Source organism: Bacillus sp. B.PNR1 (genome assembly GCF_030386235.1).
GTDB lineage: Bacteria > Bacillota > Bacilli > Bacillales > Bacillaceae > Bacillus > Bacillus stercoris.
Map to the genome: position 1 here is coordinate 201,851 of NZ_JANYMN010000003.1, position 20,162 is coordinate 222,012.

At 44.7% G+C, this 20,162-nt stretch carries 20 protein-coding genes; 7 read left to right on the forward strand and 13 right to left on the reverse strand.

The features are described from left to right. Nucleotides 1-28: 28 nt before the first annotated feature. From phrC to yclJ, 4 genes are all read right to left on the reverse strand, one after another. Nucleotides 29-151 carry a phosphatase RapC inhibitor PhrC gene (gene phrC, locus NZD81_RS17805; RefSeq protein ID WP_014662771.1) on the reverse strand — a complete coding sequence of 41 codons (123 nt, stop codon included), beginning with the start codon at nucleotides 149-151 and terminating at the stop codon, nucleotides 29-31. Further along, nucleotides 135-1,283: a response regulator aspartate phosphatase RapC gene (gene rapC, locus NZD81_RS17810; protein ID WP_014662770.1), complete on the reverse strand. Its 1,149-nt coding sequence runs from the start codon at nucleotides 1,281-1,283 to the stop codon at nucleotides 135-137. Before rapC ends, phrC begins: the two co-directional genes overlap by 17 nt. Before the next feature lie 162 nt (nucleotides 1,284-1,445). Beyond that, nucleotides 1,446-2,867 (reverse strand): two-component system sensor histidine kinase YclK, encoded by a 1,422-nt coding sequence (yclK, locus tag NZD81_RS17815; RefSeq protein ID WP_103031555.1) that lies wholly within the window; start codon nucleotides 2,865-2,867, stop codon nucleotides 1,446-1,448. Next, the gene (gene yclJ, locus NZD81_RS17820; RefSeq protein ID WP_041521471.1) at nucleotides 2,854-3,537 is read right to left on the reverse strand and encodes a two-component system response regulator YclJ; all 684 of its coding nucleotides are present in this window, start codon (nucleotides 3,535-3,537) and stop codon (nucleotides 2,854-2,856) included. Before yclJ ends, yclK begins: the two co-directional genes overlap by 14 nt. Before the next feature lie 212 nt (nucleotides 3,538-3,749). On the opposite strand from yclJ, the gene NZD81_RS17825 reads away from it, so the two are divergent. Together NZD81_RS17825 and NZD81_RS17830 are read left to right on the forward strand one after the other, a co-directional pair. After that, a complete protein-coding gene (locus NZD81_RS17825) occupies nucleotides 3,750-5,225 on the forward strand; it encodes an ABC transporter permease (protein ID WP_282373967.1) in 1,476 nt (491 codons plus the stop codon). Between the two features lie 15 nt (nucleotides 5,226-5,240). Next, complete coding sequence (locus tag NZD81_RS17830; RefSeq protein WP_014662766.1) at nucleotides 5,241-5,921, forward strand: ABC transporter ATP-binding protein; 681 nt, start codon at nucleotides 5,241-5,243, stop codon at nucleotides 5,919-5,921. 104 nt (nucleotides 5,922-6,025) lie between these two features. Here the strand turns inward: NZD81_RS17830 and gerKB are convergent, their stop codons facing one another. From gerKB to gerKA, 3 genes are read right to left on the reverse strand one after another with little or no spacing between them, the layout of a single operon-like run. After that, nucleotides 6,026-7,147: an endospore germination permease GerKB gene (gene gerKB / locus NZD81_RS17835; protein ID WP_014662765.1), complete on the reverse strand. Its 1,122-nt coding sequence runs from the start codon at nucleotides 7,145-7,147 to the stop codon at nucleotides 6,026-6,028. A gap of 24 nt (nucleotides 7,148-7,171) precedes the next feature. Beyond that, a complete protein-coding gene (gene gerKC / locus NZD81_RS17840) occupies nucleotides 7,172-8,395 on the reverse strand; it encodes a spore germination protein GerKC (RefSeq protein WP_040084176.1) in 1,224 nt (407 codons plus the stop codon). Next, a complete protein-coding gene (gene gerKA, locus NZD81_RS17845; protein WP_282373966.1) occupies nucleotides 8,385-10,019 on the reverse strand; it encodes a spore germination protein GerKA in 1,635 nt (544 codons plus the stop codon). The genes gerKC and gerKA overlap by 11 nt, the downstream gene beginning before the upstream one ends. Before the next feature lie 124 nt (nucleotides 10,020-10,143). Between gerKA and NZD81_RS17850 the strand changes: the two genes are divergently transcribed. Further along, nucleotides 10,144-10,365: a YczF family membrane protein gene (locus NZD81_RS17850; RefSeq protein ID WP_014662762.1), complete on the forward strand. Its 222-nt coding sequence runs from the start codon at nucleotides 10,144-10,146 to the stop codon at nucleotides 10,363-10,365. Nucleotides 10,366-10,379: 14 nt separating this feature from the next. On the opposite strand, the gene NZD81_RS17855 is transcribed toward NZD81_RS17850, so the two are convergent. Continuing rightward, the gene (locus NZD81_RS17855; RefSeq protein WP_282373965.1) at nucleotides 10,380-12,134 is read right to left on the reverse strand and encodes a right-handed parallel beta-helix repeat-containing protein; all 1,755 of its coding nucleotides are present in this window, start codon (nucleotides 12,132-12,134) and stop codon (nucleotides 10,380-10,382) included. Between the two features lie 279 nt (nucleotides 12,135-12,413). On the opposite strand from NZD81_RS17855, the gene NZD81_RS17860 reads away from it, so the two are divergent. Then, on the forward strand, nucleotides 12,414-13,892 hold the full coding sequence (locus NZD81_RS17860; RefSeq protein ID WP_071581058.1) for a peptide MFS transporter: 1,479 nt from the start codon (nucleotides 12,414-12,416) through the stop codon (nucleotides 13,890-13,892). A 39-nt stretch (nucleotides 13,893-13,931) separates the two neighbouring features. Here the strand turns inward: NZD81_RS17860 and NZD81_RS17865 are convergent, their stop codons facing one another. From NZD81_RS17865 to NZD81_RS17885, 5 genes are all read right to left on the reverse strand, one after another. Next, entirely contained in the window at nucleotides 13,932-14,777 is an 846-nt protein-coding gene (locus NZD81_RS17865; RefSeq protein ID WP_136654860.1) for an alpha/beta fold hydrolase, read from the reverse strand. A 64-nt stretch (nucleotides 14,778-14,841) separates the two neighbouring features. Beyond that, the gene (locus NZD81_RS17870; protein ID WP_136654861.1) at nucleotides 14,842-15,306 is read right to left on the reverse strand and encodes a pyridoxamine 5'-phosphate oxidase family protein; all 465 of its coding nucleotides are present in this window, start codon (nucleotides 15,304-15,306) and stop codon (nucleotides 14,842-14,844) included. Next, entirely contained in the window at nucleotides 15,303-15,530 is a 228-nt protein-coding gene (gene bsdD / locus NZD81_RS17875) for a phenolic acid decarboxylase subunit BsdD (protein WP_019257455.1), read from the reverse strand. Before bsdD ends, NZD81_RS17870 begins: the two co-directional genes overlap by 4 nt. Nucleotides 15,531-15,546: 16 nt before the next feature. Beyond that, entirely contained in the window at nucleotides 15,547-16,968 is a 1,422-nt protein-coding gene (bsdC, locus tag NZD81_RS17880) for a phenolic acid decarboxylase BsdC (protein WP_282373964.1), read from the reverse strand. A gap of 2 nt (nucleotides 16,969-16,970) precedes the next feature. Continuing rightward, nucleotides 16,971-17,585 (reverse strand): non-oxidative hydroxyarylic acid decarboxylases subunit B, encoded by a 615-nt coding sequence (locus tag NZD81_RS17885; RefSeq protein ID WP_050982287.1) that lies wholly within the window; start codon nucleotides 17,583-17,585, stop codon nucleotides 16,971-16,973. 89 nt (nucleotides 17,586-17,674) lie between these two features. Here NZD81_RS17885 and bsdA point away from each other — a divergent pair, with 89 nt between their 5' ends. From bsdA to tcyB, 3 genes are all read left to right on the forward strand, one after another. Continuing rightward, a complete protein-coding gene (gene bsdA / locus NZD81_RS17890; protein ID WP_069839841.1) occupies nucleotides 17,675-18,547 on the forward strand; it encodes a transcriptional regulator BsdA in 873 nt (290 codons plus the stop codon). A gap of 115 nt (nucleotides 18,548-18,662) precedes the next feature. After that, complete coding sequence (tcyA, locus tag NZD81_RS17895; protein WP_282373962.1) at nucleotides 18,663-19,469, forward strand: cystine ABC transporter substrate-binding lipoprotein TcyA; 807 nt, start codon at nucleotides 18,663-18,665, stop codon at nucleotides 19,467-19,469. Beyond that, nucleotides 19,456-20,160: a cystine ABC transporter permease TcyB gene (gene tcyB, locus NZD81_RS17900; RefSeq protein WP_014662754.1), complete on the forward strand. Its 705-nt coding sequence runs from the start codon at nucleotides 19,456-19,458 to the stop codon at nucleotides 20,158-20,160. The genes tcyA and tcyB overlap by 14 nt, the downstream gene beginning before the upstream one ends. Nucleotides 20,161-20,162: the final 2 nt, after the last annotated feature.

Here is a 20,162-nt window from a genome sequence, read left to right on the forward strand (position 1 = left end):
CTTCTCACCAAAGAGAAGGGGCTGGTTCTTACGTCATTCCTCTTTCCGTCACATGAAAGTCGAGTGCTTCCGCATGAGCAGAAACGCCAGCCGCTGTAAAAATCGCGGCTGCGGCTAAACAAATAACAAACAACTTAGATTTCAATTTCATACAAACCTTCACTCCTTTGTATTTGTTTTCTTGCCTCTTCAACTTGTAGAAAGTAGGAAGCAGACAGTTTAAACCACTTCTGTTCATAGTAATATTTTGCTACTTCTAGGGCTAAATCCTCTATATCAGCGTACATATTTTTATTTTTTAGGTATTGAAAACATCGTTCGATTCCTTCTTCACTGGGCTGATCCTGATATAGGGATTGCAAAAACTCGAATTTTACGGCATAGTCTGCATCGTCTGTTTCTTTAGCATATTCATAGCCCCGCTTGTGATATTCCGAAGCTTTATCATGTTTTCCCTGTTTATAATAAATCAGGGTGATTAAAAAATAGGCTTGCGGCAGAGAATTGATGATCCTGCTGCTTTCAAACGTGGAGACCGCTTTTTCAAAGTACTCAATGGCAGGGTCAAGAATATCTTGATTGTAATAGCATAATCCGAGATTGTAGTATGCTCTTCCGACCAGCTGGGCTTTTTGTTCCGCTTGGGCCATATTGAGCGCCAATTTGAAATGGCGTGCGGCTTGTTCGAAATTTCTCTCATCCATCAGGTTAACCCCGAACACGAAATGGCATTGAATGATTCTCACATTATAGGTTTCCTGCTCCACGTAAATTTCATAGGCATTTTTGATATTAATCAATGAAAAATACGTTTGCTTCATATAATAATAAGCTTCCGCGATTTTAAAGTAGAATTCAGCCCGTTCAATATGGTCTGCGACAAAGGAAAGTTTTTTCTCCGCCTGTTTATAGTATGTAATGGCAGAAATAAATTCCCGCTTATCAAACTCATACATCCCGCGGAAAAAATTCACGTAATAGTCGAGCAGCCCTTTAAGATCTGCCTGATTGCTGTCAATGTTTCGTGATAATTCAGACAGGCTTGGCTGGTCTTCGATATTTAATTTTTCTAACGGCTCAAGATAATCCAGCATAAGCTGGTGCCGGAATTCCATTAGTGAATAATAAAGCAGCAAGTTGGAATCATGCTGCATGTGTTTCAGTTCCTGCTGGATTTCAGCTTTTAACACTTCGGCATCCGGCACGCTGAATGTCCGGATATATTTGTACCACTCGTTAATTTTTTGACCGACCGCTGAAGAAGGAATTACCCCGCTCTTCATTCCTTCACCCTCTCCCATCAAAAACTGTTTATGTCATATTTTATCATGTTTATAGACTGTCCTAACCCGAAAAACACGCAATCTTTGTTTTCGGGAGCACGCAATAAACCGAAGCGGTGTGCAAAAAAGGCGGCTCATCTGATGATGCTGCCGCCCTGTATGCTATTGCTGCTTTGCCGTTAAGGGAAGGCGGATGATAAATTTTGTGCCTTTCCCTTCTTCACTCTTGATCTCTACTGTGCCCCGATGCATTTCAACGAGCTGCTTGACGATCGAGAGACCGAGTCCATATTCACCGTATGCCGTGTTCGTTCTTGAAATATCTGCTTTATAGAACCGCTCCCAAATATGCTCAATATCCTCTTTTGAAATGCCGATCCCCGTATCTTCAATTTCAATAATCGTCTCTTTATAACCTTCTATTCCGCGCAGCCAAATGTCACCGTTTTGCGTAAATTGGATGCTGTTTTTCGTAATGTTGACGAGTATTTGAATGAGCCTGTCGTAATCGGCATGAACGATCACGTGATCCTCTACCTGAATCATCAGCCTGTTTTGTTTTTCTTCCGCCTGCTGCTCTAAGTGCTCTTTCACGATTTCAAACACCTCGATCAGCGGAACATCCAGCTTGTTCAAGGTAATTTGCTGAGACCTGATTTTTTCATAATCCAGATTTTCTTTTACGAGCCGCAGCATGCGCTTCGTTTCCTCACTGATCAGCGAGAAGCACTTATCCTTCTTATCCTCAGGAATCGTATGGCTGTTCAGCCCTTCAACCAAACCGTTGATCGTCGTCAGCGGAGTTTTTAATTCATGTGACACGTCAGCGATAAACTGCCTTCTCCGCTTCTCAAGGCGATCGATTTCATCCCTCGATTGCTTTAACTTTTTCGCCATAATATTAAAGTCGGACGCCAGTACGCCGATTTCATCCCTGTAGCTGTTTTCCAAGTGGATGTCATAATCGCCGGAAGCCACTTTATCTGTCGCTTCTCTCAGCTTTTGAATCCGTTTGACATGGAATTTGGATAGGAGCCAGCTCACAAGAATCGTAATGACGAGCGTGCTGATTACAGCGTAAAACATATAGAGGTTGACCTGATTGACCATCTGTTCAACGCCGCTGATTGGAGAAATCAGCAGAACGGCGCCTTTAAACTCGTTCTGAACAAATATAGGCTGCGCCACAAGAGACACTTCATCATCAAAACGGCCATCTGCCCTGATCATGACAGTCTGCCCTTTTTTCAGCTTGTTCCATTCTGATTTCTTCAGCTGTTCCCTTGGCTGATGATGAAAGCCTTCAGGAAGAAAATAAGGCTGCTGCTTTTCATTGAAGATGATAAACTGAGTCTTTCTTGTGCTTAAAATGTCCTGATAAGGATAGAGCCTGCGCATATCAACCTGGCCTGCTTGGAATTCATTCGCGATCTGAACCGCATATGACGTCAGTTCCTCTACTTTATTTTGATAGGCAAAATCTTTCACAAAGTGAGAAAATAGCGAAATGATAATGACAAACGCTAAAATCAAAATGCTGATATGGCTCAGCAGCAGCTGGTATAAATATTTAATCTTCATCAAATTTATACCCTACTCCCCACACGGTATATAGGAAAGGCTTGTCTTCGCTGGCAAGCTTTTTCCGCAGCCGTTTGATATGAACGTCAACCGTCCGCTCATCTCCATAAAATTGATAGCCCCATACCTGTTCAAGCAGCTGTTCTCTGGAGAACACCTGACGCGGATTTTGGACAAGGTAGTAAAGCAGATCGAATTCCTTCGGCGTGAGATTTTCTACAGGCTCTCCGTTCAAAAAGACTTCTCTCGTCTTCTTATTAATTGTAAAGCATTCCGATTCGATCATATCTTCATCAACAACCGCTTTGCCTGTCGCCTTGTATCTTCTGATGACGGCTTTGATGCGGGCAACCAATGTCAGCGGGCTGAACGGCTTCGTGACATAATCATCCGCCCCCATCTCAAAACCGATGACCTGATCTGATTCAGTGTCTTTGGCAGTCAGCATGATAATCGGCACCGTGCTTGTCTCTCTTATTTTTCTGCAAATGGTCACGCCGTCCATAGATGGAAGCATGATATCCAAAATGATCAGATCCCAATTTTCTTCCGTAAAACGCTGGTATCCCTCTAATCCGTCATGAACAAATTCCGCTTCAAAACCTTCCTTAAAAAAGAACATCTCCGTCATCGTACAGACACTAACATTATCTTCTATCATTAATATTTTCATTATATCCTCCGGTTGTTTTGATGCTTTTTTATATAATAGCACCATTTTAAACAGAAGGTTTTGCGTTTCGCAATTGTTAGTTTTTATTTCATCAACTAGAAATAGATTGTTCATATTTTTTTCATACCTTTGGACTACTATTAATTTATCAACAAGCAAGACCGCCCCAGAGGCGGCCTTATCAATAACAATACCTATACGGAGGAACATAAATGAACTTTATCAAACGGGCCTTTTGGAATATGAAGGCTAAAAAGGGAAAAACGTTATTGCAATTATTTGTGTTTACAGTCATATGTGTCTTTGTTCTATCAGGCCTCACCATCCAGTCGGCAGCACAAAAATCAAGCGAACTGGCCAGACAGGAGCTAGGCGGAAGCGTGACACTACAGGTTGACCGCCAAAAGCAAATGGAAAAACAGCAGGACAGCGGTGAAAAACGCAGCTTCGAATCAACACCGATCAAAGTGTCTGATGCAAATAAGCTTGCAGCACTCGATCATGTGAAGAGCTACAATTTCATCACATCAGCTTCAGCCAACGCGGGGAACTTTGATGCGATTGAGAGCTCAAGCTCCAGTTCAAGCGATTCCAGCTCAAGCAGTTCAAACTCAAATGCTAAAAACAGCCAAGGCGGCGGACAAGGCGGACCGCAAATGGTGCAAGCCGATCTTTCGATTGAAGGTGTCATCAGCACAGCATTAGTTGATGATTTCTCTGACGGGGATTCAAAAATCACTGACGGACGCGCTATTACAAAATCAGATGTCGGCAAAAAAGTAACAGTGATCAACGAAACATTAGCGGAAGAAAATGATTTAAGCGTTGGCGATTCGATCACAATTGAATCAGCAACAGATGAGGATACAACAGTAAAGCTGAAGATCGTCGGTATTTATAAAACAACATCTTCAGGCGATGACCAAGCCCAAAATTTCTCTTTCTTAAATCCTTATAACAAGCTTTATACACCTTACACAGCAACAGCGGCGCTGAAAGGCGACGACTATCAAAATACGATTGACTCAGCCGTTTACTATATGGACGATGCGAAAAATATGGATGCTTTCGTAAAAGCAGCGAAGAAAACATCCATTGACTTCGATACGTACACACTGAATACAAACGATCAGTTGTACCAGCAAATGGTCGGCCCGATTGAAAATGTAGCTTCTTTCTCTAAAAACGTGGTGTATCTTGTATCAGTGGCAGGGGCTGTCATTCTCGGCCTGATTGTCATGATGTCGATCAGGGAGCGCAAATACGAAATGGGTGTGTTAATGGCCATCGGTGAAAAACGGTGGAAATTGATTGGACAGTTCTTGACTGAGATTCTGATCGTGGCCGTTATCGCCATCGGCCTTGCATCGGTGACTGGAAATCTCGTCGCAAATCAGCTTGGAAATCAGCTTTTATCCCAGCAGATCAGTTCATCAACCGATTCAACGCAAACTGCAAGCGGGCAAAACGGACAAATGCCTGGCGGCGGTGGCGGCATGGGTGGCGGAATGTTCGGCCACAGTTCATCAAACGCGGACGTTATCGATTCACTGAACGTCGCGGTTTCTATGAACGACATGCTTGTTCTTGGCGGGATCGGCATCCTGATCGCAATCATTGCAACATTGCTGCCGTCCATTTCAGTACTGCGGCTTCATCCGAAAACGATATTGACAAAACAGGAATAGAAAGAGGCGGAACCTATGAGCTTATTAGAATTTCAACAAGTCGGCTACTGGTATAAAGACAAGAGCCAGCCGTTGTTTCAGGATATTAACATCAGCTTTCAAAAAGGAAAATTCTACACCATTGTTGGCACATCAGGGACAGGGAAAACCACTTTCCTGTCTCTGGCAGGCGGACTTGACGCACCAAAAGAAGGAAACATCCTTTACGACGGAAAAGCGGTTTCTAAAATCGGCTTAACCAATTTCAGAAACCAATATGTATCAATCGTGTTTCAGGCGTACAACCTGCTTCCGTATATGACGGCTTTGCAGAACGTCACAACCGCTATGGAAATCACAGGATCTAAAGAAAAGAACAAAGAATCATATGCGCTTGACATGCTGCAGAAGGTCGGCATCAACGAAAAACAAGCCCGGCAAAAAGTGCTCACACTGAGCGGCGGACAGCAGCAGCGGGTATCAATTACAAGAGCTTTCTGCTGTGACACGGATCTTATCGTAGCCGATGAACCGACCGGAAACCTTGATGAGGACACATCAAAAGAAATTGTACGTCTCTTTCAAGATCTGGCGCACAAGGAAGATAAATGCGTCATTATGGTGACGCACGATGAGCAAATTGCAAAAGTATCCGACATTAATATCAGACTTTCAAGAGGAAGCTTTACTGTGAAGGAAAACGTCGCAGTGGTATAACAAAACGCGCCTCTGCCAGTGCAGACAGGGGCGCAACCTATATCCCCCTTTTATATAGAAGTGAACATAAAAAGAGCGGCGGCTGCATCCCCCCGCTCTTTTTATCATTTTTTCGTTCCTGCCTCTTTTGACTTCTCTCTTCGCTTCTTTTTCCAAACAGCCAGAATAAACAGAAAGAGCGGAAACAATAATTGAAAAGGCAAATGAATATACAGCGGCACCACTTTCAGGCCTTCGTTCAAGTGCTCCGAAAAGTTAGTCGCAATCGTAATAGAGAGGATTAAAATGCCCAATCCCATCGGATAAGCCAATTGGGAGGGATTCTTTTCCTTAAAGAGCGTAGATGTCCCCACCACAGTGGCATATAAGTAGAGACTGACCTTAAAGAAGCCGCCAATGATCAGCGCCAGCATAAAAAAGACATCAAGCCGATCTAAAAATTCTTCGACTTTGATTGTCTGGATCGTGCTTAAAAGCGGAAACTGGGATCTGAGTGTAAGATCAACATCAAGCACGCTGATATTAATCGCCACGGTGAGCGCCACAACCAATCCGCTAATAGCCATGGCAATCATCCCCATTTTTTTCACATTTTTTCTGTCATTCAGGTTAGGGAAAATCATCACAAATAAAACAACTTCACCAAATGGAACGTACATGGTCTGTGTGAAAACAGAGTGAAGGACAGGAGAAATGCCGTTTGCCAAAACCGGCTTTAAATTGTGCGGGTCTATAGTGCCTGAGACAATAATCAGCACGAGGCCGAGCGCGCCCAGTAAATACATGGCCCCGAAAAGCAGTTCGGCCGCGCGTGCGAGCACTTCAATTCCTTTTCTTACGGCATATATGCTTACAACCATTAATAAAGCATTTACAATAATGATAGGTGTATCATGATAAGCAAACGTCAGCAGCATTTCTCCAAAGTCACGCAGCACCCTTGCGGCAATATAGGCAAAGTACAAGATATAGAGAAATGAAAACAGCCAGCTCAGCTTGGTTCCGAGCATATCATCCATATATTCTTTCGGTGAAGATTCCGGATAGCATTGATAAATGCCCTGATACAAATAGAAAAGAAACAGCCCGGCTGCACAGCCTAATAGAACTGCTATCCAAGCATCCCTGCCCGCCATCGATCCGGGTGTAATCAATAAGGAGCTGCCCAGTTCAAAAATGATGATCATGACAAACAGCTGCCTTATGCTTATTCTGGCTTTTTCCATCTGTCACTTCCCCTTTCTACAGACCTAATCATCTTTAAACTGGTGTTTGATCGGATTGTTTCGCAATCCCGTTCTTCTGATATACGTCTCGGCCTTTACGTCGATGGGCAGGTCCGGTAAATACTCTTTGTCCCATGTATCCTTCATTTTCTCCCACTGCTCCGGATACTTTCTATATATCGTGTCACCAAAACCGATAAAATCTATTTTATTCTTCTTGATCTTTTTCACAGTATGGCTGATTTCCTTTTCCAGCTCTTTGTTGAGCGCTTTTTCAATAGCGGGCAGCACCTTGGGGTCAGACAATTGGAAAGGGTATTTGACAGCATCTATAATTCCTTCAACCGACACTTTCACATGGATGTATGGACGTCCGTTCCGCATCTCCGGTACCAGCTTTGTATCTTGATGGGTAACCTGCAAGCTGACGGCATCCTTCGTCTTGTCCCAGTCAGCATTAATAAACGTATGCTGGATCTTATTCATCAGCCAGACTGCCCCCACGCTTTCATGATCTTCAAGCCAATACTTTAAATACCCAGCCTTATCAAAAATCGCCAAACCATCTGCCTGGAGAATGGCTTTCGGGTCAGTCGCCTGCGTGTTTTCCATGCTGACTCCTTTTTTATCGTCACCAATCATCATATATCCCGGAATAACCGGCGCCCTGGTATTGGCGGCAAGTGTTTTTAAAACGTCCTGAATATTGGTTTTAACCACCCGTCCGTATTCCGCCTCCGTGAAATCCAGGGTTTTATTGACTTTATTTGATGGAATTTTATCAATTGGCGTCAAGATTTTCACAATATTTTCCGCTTTTGTTTTATGAGCAACGACGAATGTTGCCGTTGTCCTGAATTCTGTGTCCCGGTCAAGATTATCTAAAACAAAATCCAATCCTTCTTCTTTTGCCAGCTTTTCACTGATCACGACCAGATTGGTATGGGCAAAATAAAGCCGGCGTGACACCTTTATGGAGGCTTTTCTGAGTGCTTCCGTTATATTGTTACCTTCAATCGAATAGACAGATACAGGCGGCCTGTCTCCGGCACCGCCTCCTTGAAGGCCGCCGGCAACATTTCCTGGATTGATAATTTGAAGATGCAGCACGTAGTTGCCGTCGTTTGTCCGATCGATGCCAATCGCCGAGATAATCGCAAGATCCGTCAGCTCCCGCTTATCCCAGCAGCCGGGCAGCACAATGACGCTCAAAAGCATGAGAACGGCTAACAGACATTTACGTACCATTCTGATCCCCTTCTTCCAAATCTTTGTTCACCATTCCTCGTGAAGCGGCCGGCTCTGGGCGCTGACCCTCTCCCTGCCGCACCTTATCTTCCTTACTGACCGATTCCGGCCTCTTTTCATCGGCCCACCACGGAACCCGGAACAGCGCGTCCTTTACGCCTTGTGAAGAAAAGGGTGCAAGCGGCGACATATATGGAACGCCAAATGAACGAAGACTGCATAAGTGCACAAACATCATAATGATCCCTAAAATCAGCCCGTAAAAACCCATAACAGCTGAGGCAATAATAAAAATAAACCGGATGAGCCGGGCTGAAATCGCCATTGCAAATGCCGGCGTTGCGAAGCTCGCAATCGCGGTGAGTGCCACGATAATCACCATTGCCGGAGAGACAATACCAGCTTGTACGGCAGCCTGGCCGATTACGAGCGCGCCTACGATTGATACTGCCGAGCCGACAACCCGGGGCAGCCTGACCCCCGCTTCCCTCAGAATCTCAAAAGCAACCTCCATCGTTAGCGCCTCCACAACAGCCGGAAACGGGACAATTTCCCGCTGGGCCGCAATGACCACTAACAGCTGAGTCGGTATCATTTCTTGGTGAAACGTCGTGGCTGCCACATAGACAGCCGGAGCCACAAGCGAAATGAAAAAGACTAAAACCCGCAGGATCCGTATGCTTGTCGCAATGTCAAAACGGGAATAATAATCTTCAACAGACTGAAAAAATTGGACAAATAATGCCGGAGCAATAAGCACAAACGGTGTTCCGTCCACAATAATCGCGAATCTTCCTTCTAACAGATTTCCCGCTACAACATCAGGGCGTTCTGTATGATACATAGTCGGAAACGTCGTAAAGGTTTCATCTTCAATCAGCTGCTCAATATATCCAGATTCCAAAATACTGTCAATATCTATTTTTTCCAGGCGCTGCTTCACTTCCTTCAGCACCTTTTCATCACATATTCCTTCAATGTACATGAGGGCGATATCCGTATTTGTGACAGAACCTTTTTTCATTTTTTCAACCCATAAATTCGGGTTTTTAATGTATCGCCGGATCATGGAAATATTGGTTTGCAGAGATTCTGTAAACCCTTGGCGCGGGCCGCGGAATGACACCTGGGTGCTCGGCTCTTGGATGGAGCGCTGCTCTCCCCCTTGAGTGCTGCAAATCAGCGCTTCGACATAGCCATCGGCAAAAACGAGCGCATTGCCGAGCATTAACTCGGAAAAAAGCTTATCCCAGCTCTTTTCCGCTTTCACCCCGCCCAGCGGGAGCGTTTTTTCAAGAATTTGCTGGATCGCATGAGTATTCTGGATAGACTCATCCTGTACCAATGGATCGATTAACGACTCATGGATCGTGTTATTATCGACCAGCCCAGCAATATAAATAACAGCTAGATGGACACGATCCTGCTCCCCGATTTTAATCTCGCGAATGATAACGTCAGAGCTGCTTCCGACTTCCTTTTTCGTTTCCGCTATGTTCTTTGCCAAACTAGGAGAAATGAGAGCCGGCCTTTCTTTTTCTTGCTGCCGTTCCTGGTTCTTTTCTTCTGTATTCTGCTTGTCTTTTGAACCGGTATTGTTCTTTCGCTTAGAAAATAAAGGCATACACAAATACCTTTCTTTGTCGTTTTCTCATATTCTTCCTATTAGAATTAAGATTATGCATAGGTTTAGATGCCGTATAACTTCTCCGCCAACGATAGACACTAAAAGCGGAGGATGATGAAGCATGAAGATATTGGGCGTGACAGGAGTCATATTAATTTGTTTATTAACTATTTCTGTATTGATGGACATGCTTCAAGGGTTCAGTTTAACAAAAGCGATTTATAACAATATGTCCAGCTTTAAGATGACAACGTTTGCGGAATGGGTTGTGCTTATATTTTTTGTGTTAGTCCTTGTGAGGGAAATGTACGTGATCTATAAATCGAAAAAAAAGAACCCCTAGAGGGGGCGCTTTTTTCAGGCGATAATATTGCCGTCTAGTGTATCACTGCTGTGTTTGTTGATGGTCCCTTTAAAAATGCGGTTGCCAATGATTTTGGAATTGGTTGAGGTGTTTGTTTGAATAGCTGTCGCAGTGCCTGCGGAGAGGTTATTGATGGTGTTTCCAGAAATGATAGAGCCTGCTGATCCATTGATATAAATCACAATCGGATACCCGGCTGTTCTGTTGACTGAAATGGTATTATCAAAAATCTCATGCACACCGGTGCTGATATAGATGGTGACCAAAAGCGGAGATCTCTCGAGGTGGTTGCCGATAATTGAGGTTTTTGCACTTGTGGAGCAGTAAATCGGGTAATTTTTAAACTCTTTAAATGTATTGTTTTTGATGATAGCGCCAGCATTATTTGTGACGGAAACAGCATATGATTCCGGGACCGCTTCAAACGTGTCAGGATGCAGTGTATTTCCTTCAATCACCGCATTCCCTTGAGCGATCCAAATGCCCCGGCTGAATTTTCTCAGGAGATTATCTTTAATGATCACGTCGCCTCCGGAGATGTTCACACCGTCAATGACTTGAATGAGACAGTTATTCAGAAACGCGATGTCATCTGACAGCACTGCGCGAAGACCGATGCTGCGCCTTGTTTCAGACAGTCCGTTTTGAATGTGGTTTCCGTCTACCTTTACGTCAGAAGACTGATAAACCAATATCCCTGTGTTTTCAAAGTTGCTGATTTTGTTGTTGGTCACAAGAACGCTCTTTCCCCTGACATCAATTCCAGTTGAAAATCCGGTAATCAGATTGCCAGAGATCACCGCATCACTGGTCTCTTTTCCTTGTGACACACCGAGTCCGGTTATCCCGACTCTTGTCGCAGCCGCCGCGTCTTCAGGACCTCTCAGAATATTTCCCTTGATCACTGTTTGCGTCCCATATCCGTAGCTGATTGTATTATCTGAGAGATTTCCTTCTATTAAAACGCCATACCCGTTAAAATTGGTCACAGAACTTGAAACGTTTCCAATAAAGTAGTTATTGCGAATTGATACATTAATCGGTTCCTCATAATCAACATCACCTTCGCCATATCCTTCAATGTCGATTCCGTATTTCGGCGCTGTCCCATTCCCCGTTCCGGCATCTTCAATCACGCATTCCTCCACTGTGACCATGTCACATCCGGTAATGGAAATGTTATTTCTCCTCGACCGCCGAACCTCACAGCGGCGGATGATAATTTGCTTTGACGTTCGATAATCTTGATTGGTCTTTAATCCCCTCGGACTGACAATGATCCCATCACCGGTAAAATCAGAGACTTTCACATGATCAATGACAACATTCGAGCATCCTTCAATACATATGCCAAAGCCCCATTCATGGGTTGACCTGATCCCCGCTGAGGCGTAGATATGCTCATCGCGTTCGCCGATAATTTGTCCTCCGGAAATGGTTATATTCTCTTGCTTGCCTACATAAAATGCGGAATAACCCCACGAGCTATTCGGGATTACTTTCATGATACACTCCGGGTCCATCATAATCTCAAGGTTGCCGGGAACAATGATTCCCGCGTTTCGAAACTTCTGATTAAAATCTCCGCCAAGCGTTCCATCTATTAAATATGTTCCCTTTGGAAACCAGACAGTATGATAGCCTTTCGAAACAGCTGTACTGAGGCACTGATTAATCAGTTCTGTCGAATCCGTTTGACCATCTCCAGGAACACCGAAATCCGCTGCATTTAATATGAATTCAGCCAATTGCGAGCCTCCTTCTCCATGATTACTATCATGTTACTCACAAAGGCCCGGTCTGCTTGTACATTTCTCTAAAATTTTATTAAAAAAATATAAAGGAATAGTTGTGTAAGAAAATCTCACGATAAAGAGTATAAAAATTAGGAGAAAATCACTATTTTTAGGCATTTATAATTTTTCCATTATGGAACTATTTGAAATGAGTATAAATTATATTGACACAAGTATTATATAAGAATATGATTTTTATAATACACTTTTTTTAGAAAGGGTTTGGCTGACATGGCTTCGATTGATAACGAAAGTATCATCAAAAGCGTCCCGCAAAAAGGGTTCTTTGGTCACCCGCGAGGACTATTTACACTATTTTTCACCGAATTTTGGGAGCGTTTCTCTTACTATGGAATGAGAGCAATCTTACTTTACTATTTGTATACAGAGACGGTAAACGGCGGGCTTGGCTTTGACAAAGGCACTGCGGTTGCCATTATGTCGATTTACGGCTCACTCGTATACATGTCCACTATTATTGGCGGATGGCTCGCTGATCGGGTATTCGGTACCGCAAACACCGTGTTTTACGGCGGCATATTCATTATGTTCGGCCACATTGCACTCGCCTATCCAGGCAGTTCGGTAGCATTCTATATCAGCATGGTGCTTATCATTGTCGGAACAGGCTTATTAAAACCAAACGTTTCAAGCGTGGTTGGGGATCTTTACACGAAAGAAGACCCGCGCCGCGACTCAGGTTTCAGTATTTTCTACATGGGGATTAACCTCGGTGGTTTACTTGCGCCGTTAATTGTCGGAACACTCGGACAGAAGTACAACTATCATCTCGGCTTCGGAGCTGCCGCGGTCGGAATGCTTCTCGGACTTATCGTATTTGCTTTGACAAGAAAGAAAAACCTCGGTCTTGCAGGTTCCAATGTGCCGAATCCGCTGTCTAAAAAATCTGCGATTGGCACCGGAATCGGTGTGATCATTGTGGCGATCGCAGTGATTATCTCCGTACAAACAGGCGTGCTGACGATCAAGCGTTTCATCGACCTAGTAAGTATTCTCGGTATTTTGATTCCTGTTATTTATTTCATCATCATGTTTACTAGCAAAAAAGCGGACAAAACAGAAAAATCCCGTCTTGCCGCTTACGTTCCTTTGTTTATCGGTGCTGTCATGTTCTGGGCCATTCAGGAACAGGGAGCGACCATTCTTGCGGTATATGCTGATGAGCGTATAAGACTTTCATTGGGCGGATTCGAACTTCAGTCATCTTGGTTCCAATCATTAAATCCATTGTTTGTCGTCATATTTGCGCCAATATTCGCATGGCTCTGGATGAAGCTCGGCAAACGCCAGCCGTCTACGCCAGTTAAATTCTCAATCGGAATTATTCTTGCCGGATTGTCATTTATCATTATGGTATTCCCGGCTATGCAAGGAAAAGAAGCACTCGTAAGCCCGCTTTGGCTCGTTCTCAGCTTCCTGCTTGTTGTGCTTGGAGAGCTGTGCCTGTCTCCAGTCGGTTTATCCGTGACAACGAAACTGGCGCCAGCTGCCTTCTCTGCACAGACAATGAGTATGTGGTTTCTGACGAACGCAGCAGCCCAAGCGATCAATGCCCAAGTAGCAGGATTGTTTGATAAAATTCCTGAAACAACATACTTCGGCACCATCGGTTTGATTTCTATCGTTCTTGGCGGCATTCTCCTGCTGCTCTCGCCGGTGATCAAACGCGCGATGAAAGGGGTCTTATAATCAGAAACAGCCCGCGGATGTTGATCTGCGGGCTGTTTTTTATTGATCAAGCCATTTCCTGAAGCTTTGTTCGAAGGCTTGCGGTTCTTCCAGCATCGGCTGATGGCCGCTCTTTTCAAAAATAACCTTCTCCACATGTGGATATAAATCGTCAACAGTATCCCATAGCGTAACAGGCGCAACCAAATAATCATATCTTCCTAAGCCGATGTACACCGGCACTTGTACATCAGCTAACCGCTGAATGAGATTCAGCCGGGCAAATGTATTCCCCCATAATTCATCCATGATCGGCATATTCGTAAATACGCCATCCCATAAAGCAGCTGCATGCGGCCGCTCTTGATAAAAGCTTTTCGCTTCAGCGCGAATACACATGTGTACGAAGCGTCTTTCAGGATCGTTTTCAATGTCCTGCGGCAAATTCGCGATATCTGTTTCAAAGCGTTTATTTCTCTCAAGACTGGCTGTTTCCATAAAAAATGATTCACTTTTTCGTTGTCTTTCTTCACTGTTATCAGGCGCAGTATTGAAGAGCGCCACCTTCTGGACATGTTCAGGATATGTCCTGGCATATTCTAAAGCCATAAAAGCGTGCCCGGAATGTCCCAGGATGATAACATCCTCAAGCTGAAGAAATGTTCTCATCCTTTCAATATCAGCCAAAACGGCATCAAGCCTCGAATCCTCCTCACGAAGCTCCCGCTTAGGCTTAGCAAATCCCCTATGGTCGACAAAGATCCATTGATATTTCTGTTTGATATCTGAGGAAAAAAGGCGCGGGTAGTAAATCGCACTCCCGATCACAAGGATGGGTGCGCCCTCGCCCTCAATTCGATAAGCTAAATCAAAACCGTCCGAGTGACAGATCCCCGTACGTTCCATTTTTCCGCCCCCTTTGTTTTCATTATATAAAAAAAGCCTGACGCATGGCGTCAGGCTCTCGATATTACCGTTTTACTTCTTCCAGGGTCTTTATCCATCTGCTCAGCACCTCTTCAGGCCTGTGAAGCTGGATACGGACACCAGAAGTCAAATCAGCGTATTTCGCAATGTCTTCCTTCACTGAAACGACCCGGCAGGAAAAACGGTCTCTATCATATTCGGCATCTTTCAAAGGCGGCAAAGGCGTGCATTCAAGCTTTACATAATAAGCGGCTCCCTTCCACCATGCCGTGAACTGAGCTTTTCCTGTGCGAAGGATATTGGTCGAAGTCATTGTGTTTTTCCACAGAGCGATTCGGATATCAGTTCGGTTCAGCGCGATCATTTCCCCCACACTAATCATAGCGGCATGCGGCCAGCCATCCTCTGATACTGTTTGCAGAACGAAGGCCTCATGCTGCTTCTCATTCAGGCGGTCCCCGTCAAGCAGTTCAAAAAGACGGTCTGATAGACAGTTCACGCTGATCAAGCCTTTCGTTCCGGCACCGCCGGAACTTCAATGGCTGTTTCTGTTTCCTTCGGATCAATTTTAAACGCCGGATTGTATTTCGCGGGATTTGTAATGCTTTCCGGTTCACAGGATCTCCATGTAAAAAAGCATGTTTGGCACTGATAAACTTCCCATGCGCCTTCTACAGGCGATTTGCTCATGACTTCTCCCTTTTTTGAGTCGCATCGAGGACATGTATGCATTTCGAACATCCTTTCCTTATTTATTCATTAAGTCCATTAGTTTTTGTTCCCATTCTTTCGTTGTAAGCGGAGAATCAAGCGGCTGTGAATAGTGGCCTCTTGTTTCCGGCGCAACCGGTGTAGTCGCGTCAAGAATCATTTTGTGCGTGATTCCTGACGGATTAGATCCCGGATCAAGCGGCAGAACAGATAAGTCCGGAATGATGACCGCATCGTGTTTCGGATGCATTTTCGTCGAAAGCGTCCACATGACCTGCGGCAGGTTGAATGGATCGACATCCTCATCAACGACAATGACCATTTTGCAGTAGCCAAGTCCGTGCGGTGTGGTCAATGCGCGCATGCCGACCGCTTTCGCAAATCCGCCATAACGGGTTTTTGTGGATACAATCGCGATTAAACCGTGTGTGTACATGGCGTTTACTGCCACAATTTCGTTCGGATACGCTTCTTTTAACTGCTGATAAAGCGGCACGCATGTGTTAATGCCGATCATGTAATCGCATTCTGTCCAAGGCATGCCTAAGTATAAATGCTCGAAAATTGGATTGTTTCTGTGATAGACGCGTTTAATTTTAATGATCGGCATGCTGCGTCCGCCGGAATAATGGCCTGTGAATTCACCGAACGGCCCTTCATATTCGCGCTCTCCGGCAATAATCTCACCTTCAAGCACCACTTCAGCGCCCCACGGAACATCAAGATCAGACAGCTTTGATTTGACGATGCGATATGGTTCGCCTTGAATCGCGCCTGCCATTTCGTATTCTGATTGATCATAAAGAAGCGGAGTCGATGCCGCTGTTGTAATAACCGGCTCACAGCCAAGCGCTATGGTGACTGGAAGATTGATGCCGCGTTCTTCAGCTTGGCGCAAATGGATGGCAATATCGTGCTGCGGCACAGGCTGAATGCCGAGGCGGTCTTTTCCTTTGACCTGCATTCTGTAAATGCCGACATTTTGTTTGCCAAAGTTGTCAGGGTCTTCAAGATCACGGGAAATGACACATGCTTTGTCTAAATAGTAGCCCCCATCACCTTGGTTAATTCTGAAAAGAGGCAGTATATCGAACAAATTGATATCTTCTGTGATTTCATTTTCATGAAATGGCGCTGTTTCCTCACGTTTGACCGGCATCGGAAACTGGTCATAACGCTTTGCGAATTCAAAAAACTGTTCTTTTACCGGTGTGTCTTTCGGCATACCCAGCATCATTGCATGGTTCGGCCAAGAGCCGATGACATTCATCGCAATTCGGGCGTTATGATAGCCATAAATGTTGTCAAATAAGAGCGCGGGGCTTTTATCGCCAAGGTTGCTGGCTGCGCGTGCGGCGGCCCCTAAATCAGGCTCCGGCTTTACCTCTTCATTCACTGTAAGCAGCTGTCCTTCTTTTTCGAGGGCTGCGAGAAATTCTCTGAAATCTTGATAAGCCATGATCAAGCTCCTCCTTTATGTTTTTCAATCCCATTCCAGCGCTTCGCTTCAGGAAGGCGAATGCCGAATTGGTCCAACGTTCTAAATACAATATGGTCAACCATTTCCTCTAAGCTGGTCGGCTGATTATAAAATGCCGGCATCGGAGGAAGAATGATTGTACCCATTTTCGTAAGCGCTAGCATATTTTCGAGATGTATTTGGTTCAAAGGCGTCTCTCTCGTTAAGAGGACGAGTTTTTTTCTCTCCTTGAGCATGACATCCGCCGCACGTGTCAGCAGATTATCCGCCATTCCGGTGCGAATGCTTGCGAGAGATTTCATGCTGCACGGCGCAACGATCATTCCATCGGTATCAAACGACCCGCTTGAAATGGCTGCCGCCTGGTCCTTATGTGAGTAAGTGTATGTGGCCAGCTGTTCTACTTCTTGTAAGGTATAGCCTGTTTCGTGTTTGATCGTGACGTTCGCCCAAGGAGACACAACGAGATGGGTTTCCACTTCGGCGGCCTTCAGCCACTGCAGCAGCCTGACCCCGAAAATCGCCCCTGTTGCCCCTGTCATTCCGACAACGAGTTTCACTTTGCCCCCTCCTTTACGCTTGAATTCTGCTTTCATTTCAATCATACTCCTGATATATCCATGTGAAAAATATCTATAAAATCTATATTTAATACTTAAAAGGTATATTAAGGAGGCGCTTTCTTTTGGACATTCGCCAGCTTCGATACTTCATTACCATTGCCCAAGAACAGAAAATCACGTCCGCAGCCAAAAAGCTTCACATGGCGCAGCCGCCTTTAAGCAGGCAGCTCAAACAGCTGGAGGACGAGCTTGGTGTTGTTCTGTTTGATCGGAACAAGAAAAAACAAATGACGCTTACATATGAAGGAACTGTTTTTCTGAAAAGAGCAAAGGAGATTTTGCATAGGTTTGAGGATGCCGTCATCGAGGTACAGGAGCTGAAGGAGGAGGTAGCAGGGACGCTTGCCGTGGGTTCAACAATTTATTGCGCGGCTCTGATGCTTGAAAAAGTCACACAGATCAAAGAGAGATACCCCCATCTCACCTTTAATATTTGGGAAAATGAGCCTGCGACACTGTTGGAACTGCTGGAAAGCCGGCAAATCGATGCGGCGGTCACGACAACACTGATCAAAAGTGACAGAGTACAATTCAAGCAGCTTGATGACATTCCATGTGTGCTCGTGCTTTCAGATGAAGCCGGATATCCGTGCGGAGACACGATTAAAATGGAGGACATTCCTTCGTTTCCGCTGATACTGCTCCGGCCTGTTAACGGAAAAGGCGTTTATAATCAGGTCATGAATGAATTTCATCGTTTGAACCTGAAGCCGAGCATTGTTTGTGAATGCCATGACTCTGCAACTTTGCTCAGCCTCGTGTCATCTGGTTTTGGCGCGTCTATTCTGCCTGTCACAATGATTCCCGTTCATATGCGAAATCACGTTCACACCGTTCATATCGAAAATAATCCCTTCATTATGACGCCCGCTGTCATGTGGAGAACGGACAGTTATTTGCCTAAACCGGCACAGCAATTTTTGGATTTATTTTAAAAGAATTTGTCTTATGAAAACCAAATACTTGACTCATACTAAAAAAAAGTTATCCTTTAGATTTGTAAGCTAATTTTTTATTTCAATAAAATCAACCAGAAAAGTGGGGAATAAGATGAAAAAAGCATTATTGGCTTTATTCATGGTCGTAAGTATTACAGCTCTTGCAGCTTGCGGAGCAGGAAATGACAATCAGTCAAAAGATAATGCCAAAGGTGGCGATCTTTGGGCTTCAATCAAGAAAAAAGGTGTGCTCACAGTCGGAACGGAAGGAACATATGAGCCGTTCACTTACCACGACAAAGACACTGACAAGCTGACTGGCTATGATGTCGAAGTCATCAGAGAAGTCGCAAAACGCCTCGGACTGAAAGTCGATTTTAAAGAAACACAATGGGACAGCATGTTTGCCGGCCTGAATTCCAAACGGTTTGACGTTGTTGCCAACCAAGTCGGAAAAACAGATCGTGAAGACAAATATGATTTCTCAGATAAATACACAACATCAAGAGCCGTTGTCGTGACGAAAAAAGACAACAACGATATTAAGTCTGAAGCAGATGTAAAAGGAAAAACGTCAGCTCAATCGCTTACAAGCAACTACAACAAATTAGCTACGAATGCTGGCGCTAAAGTAGAAGGCGTTGAGGGCATGGCGCAAGCCCTCCAAATGATCCAGCAAGGCCGCGTCGACATGACGTACAACGATAAGCTTGCCGTATTGAACTACTTAAAAACATCCGGCAACAAAAACGTGAAGATCGCGTTTGAAACAGGTGATCCGCAGGAAACGTATTTCACGTTCCGTAAAGGAAGCGGCGAGGTTGTTGATCAAGTCAACAAAGCATTAAAAGAAATGAAAGAGGACGGGACTCTTTCTAAAATTTCTAAAAAATGGTTTGGCGAAGATGTTTCTAAATAATCTGCCGGCATTGACGCTTGGCACGGCGATCCCGTGGGATCTGGTGCAGCAGTCATTCTGGCCGATACTTTCAGGGGGAATCTACTATACGATTCCCCTTACGATTCTTTCCTTTATATTTGGAATGATCCTGGCGCTGATTACGGCGCTTGCCAGAATGTCGAAAGTGAGACCTTTGAGATGGGTGTTCAGCGTATACGTATCCGCAATACGCGGCACTCCTCTTCTCGTTCAATTGTTCATCATTTTCTATCTGTTCCCGGCCTTTAACATCACATTAGATCCATTTCCAAGCGCAGTTATCGCCTTTTCATTAAACGTCGGCGCCTATGCATCTGAAATCATCCGGGCATCTATTTTATCCGTGCCGAAAGGGCAATGGGAGGCCGGCTACACAATCGGCATGACACATCAGAAAACGCTGTTCCGCGTCATACTGCCGCAGGCGTTTCGTGTGTCGATCCCGCCATTATCCAATACTTTTATCAGCCTGATTAAAGATACATCCCTCGCCTCCCAAATTCTGGTCGCTGAGCTGTTCAGAAAAGCCCAGGAAATCGGCGCGCGGAATCTTGATCAAATTTTAGTGATCTATATTGAAGCAGCCTTTATTTATTGGATTATCTGCTTCCTGCTTTCACTCGTCCAGCATGTCATCGAACGGCGTCTTGACCGCTACGTGGCCAAATAAGG

Bases quoted from the DNA above. Each gene is read 5' to 3' on its own strand.
- gerKB (WP_014662765.1), bottom strand. From the start codon at position 7,147: ATGGAAAAAGCCAGAATAAGCATAAGGCAGCTGTTTGTCATGATCATC.
- gerKA (WP_282373966.1), bottom strand. From the start codon at position 10,019: ATGCCTTTATTTTCTAAGCGAAAGAACAATACCGGTTCAAAAGACAAG.
- NZD81_RS17825 (WP_282373967.1), top strand. From the start codon at position 3,750: ATGAACTTTATCAAACGGGCCTTTTGGAATATGAAGGCTAAAAAGGGA.
- rapC (WP_014662770.1), bottom strand. From the start codon at position 1,283: ATGAAGAGCGGGGTAATTCCTTCTTCAGCGGTCGGTCAAAAAATTAAC.
- bsdD (WP_019257455.1), bottom strand. From the start codon at position 15,530: ATGCATACATGTCCTCGATGCGACTCAAAAAAGGGAGAAGTCATGAGC.
- NZD81_RS17885 (WP_050982287.1), bottom strand. From the start codon at position 17,585: ATGAAAGCAGAATTCAAGCGTAAAGGAGGGGGCAAAGTGAAACTCGTT.
- NZD81_RS17860 (WP_071581058.1), top strand. From the start codon at position 12,414: ATGGCTTCGATTGATAACGAAAGTATCATCAAAAGCGTCCCGCAAAAA.
- NZD81_RS17830 (WP_014662766.1), top strand. From the start codon at position 5,241: ATGAGCTTATTAGAATTTCAACAAGTCGGCTACTGGTATAAAGACAAG.
- yclJ (WP_041521471.1), bottom strand. From the start codon at position 3,537: ATGAAAATATTAATGATAGAAGATAATGTTAGTGTCTGTACGATGACG.
- NZD81_RS17850 (WP_014662762.1), top strand. From the start codon at position 10,144: ATGAAGATATTGGGCGTGACAGGAGTCATATTAATTTGTTTATTAACT.
- phrC (WP_014662771.1), bottom strand. From the start codon at position 151: ATGAAATTGAAATCTAAGTTGTTTGTTATTTGTTTAGCCGCAGCCGCG.
- tcyA (WP_282373962.1), top strand. From the start codon at position 18,663: ATGAAAAAAGCATTATTGGCTTTATTCATGGTCGTAAGTATTACAGCT.
- bsdC (WP_282373964.1), bottom strand. From the start codon at position 16,968: ATGGCTTATCAAGATTTCAGAGAATTTCTCGCAGCCCTCGAAAAAGAA.
- gerKC (WP_040084176.1), bottom strand. From the start codon at position 8,395: ATGGTACGTAAATGTCTGTTAGCCGTTCTCATGCTTTTGAGCGTCATT.
- NZD81_RS17865 (WP_136654860.1), bottom strand. From the start codon at position 14,777: ATGGAACGTACGGGGATCTGTCACTCGGACGGTTTTGATTTAGCTTAT.
- tcyB (WP_014662754.1), top strand. From the start codon at position 19,456: ATGTTTCTAAATAATCTGCCGGCATTGACGCTTGGCACGGCGATCCCG.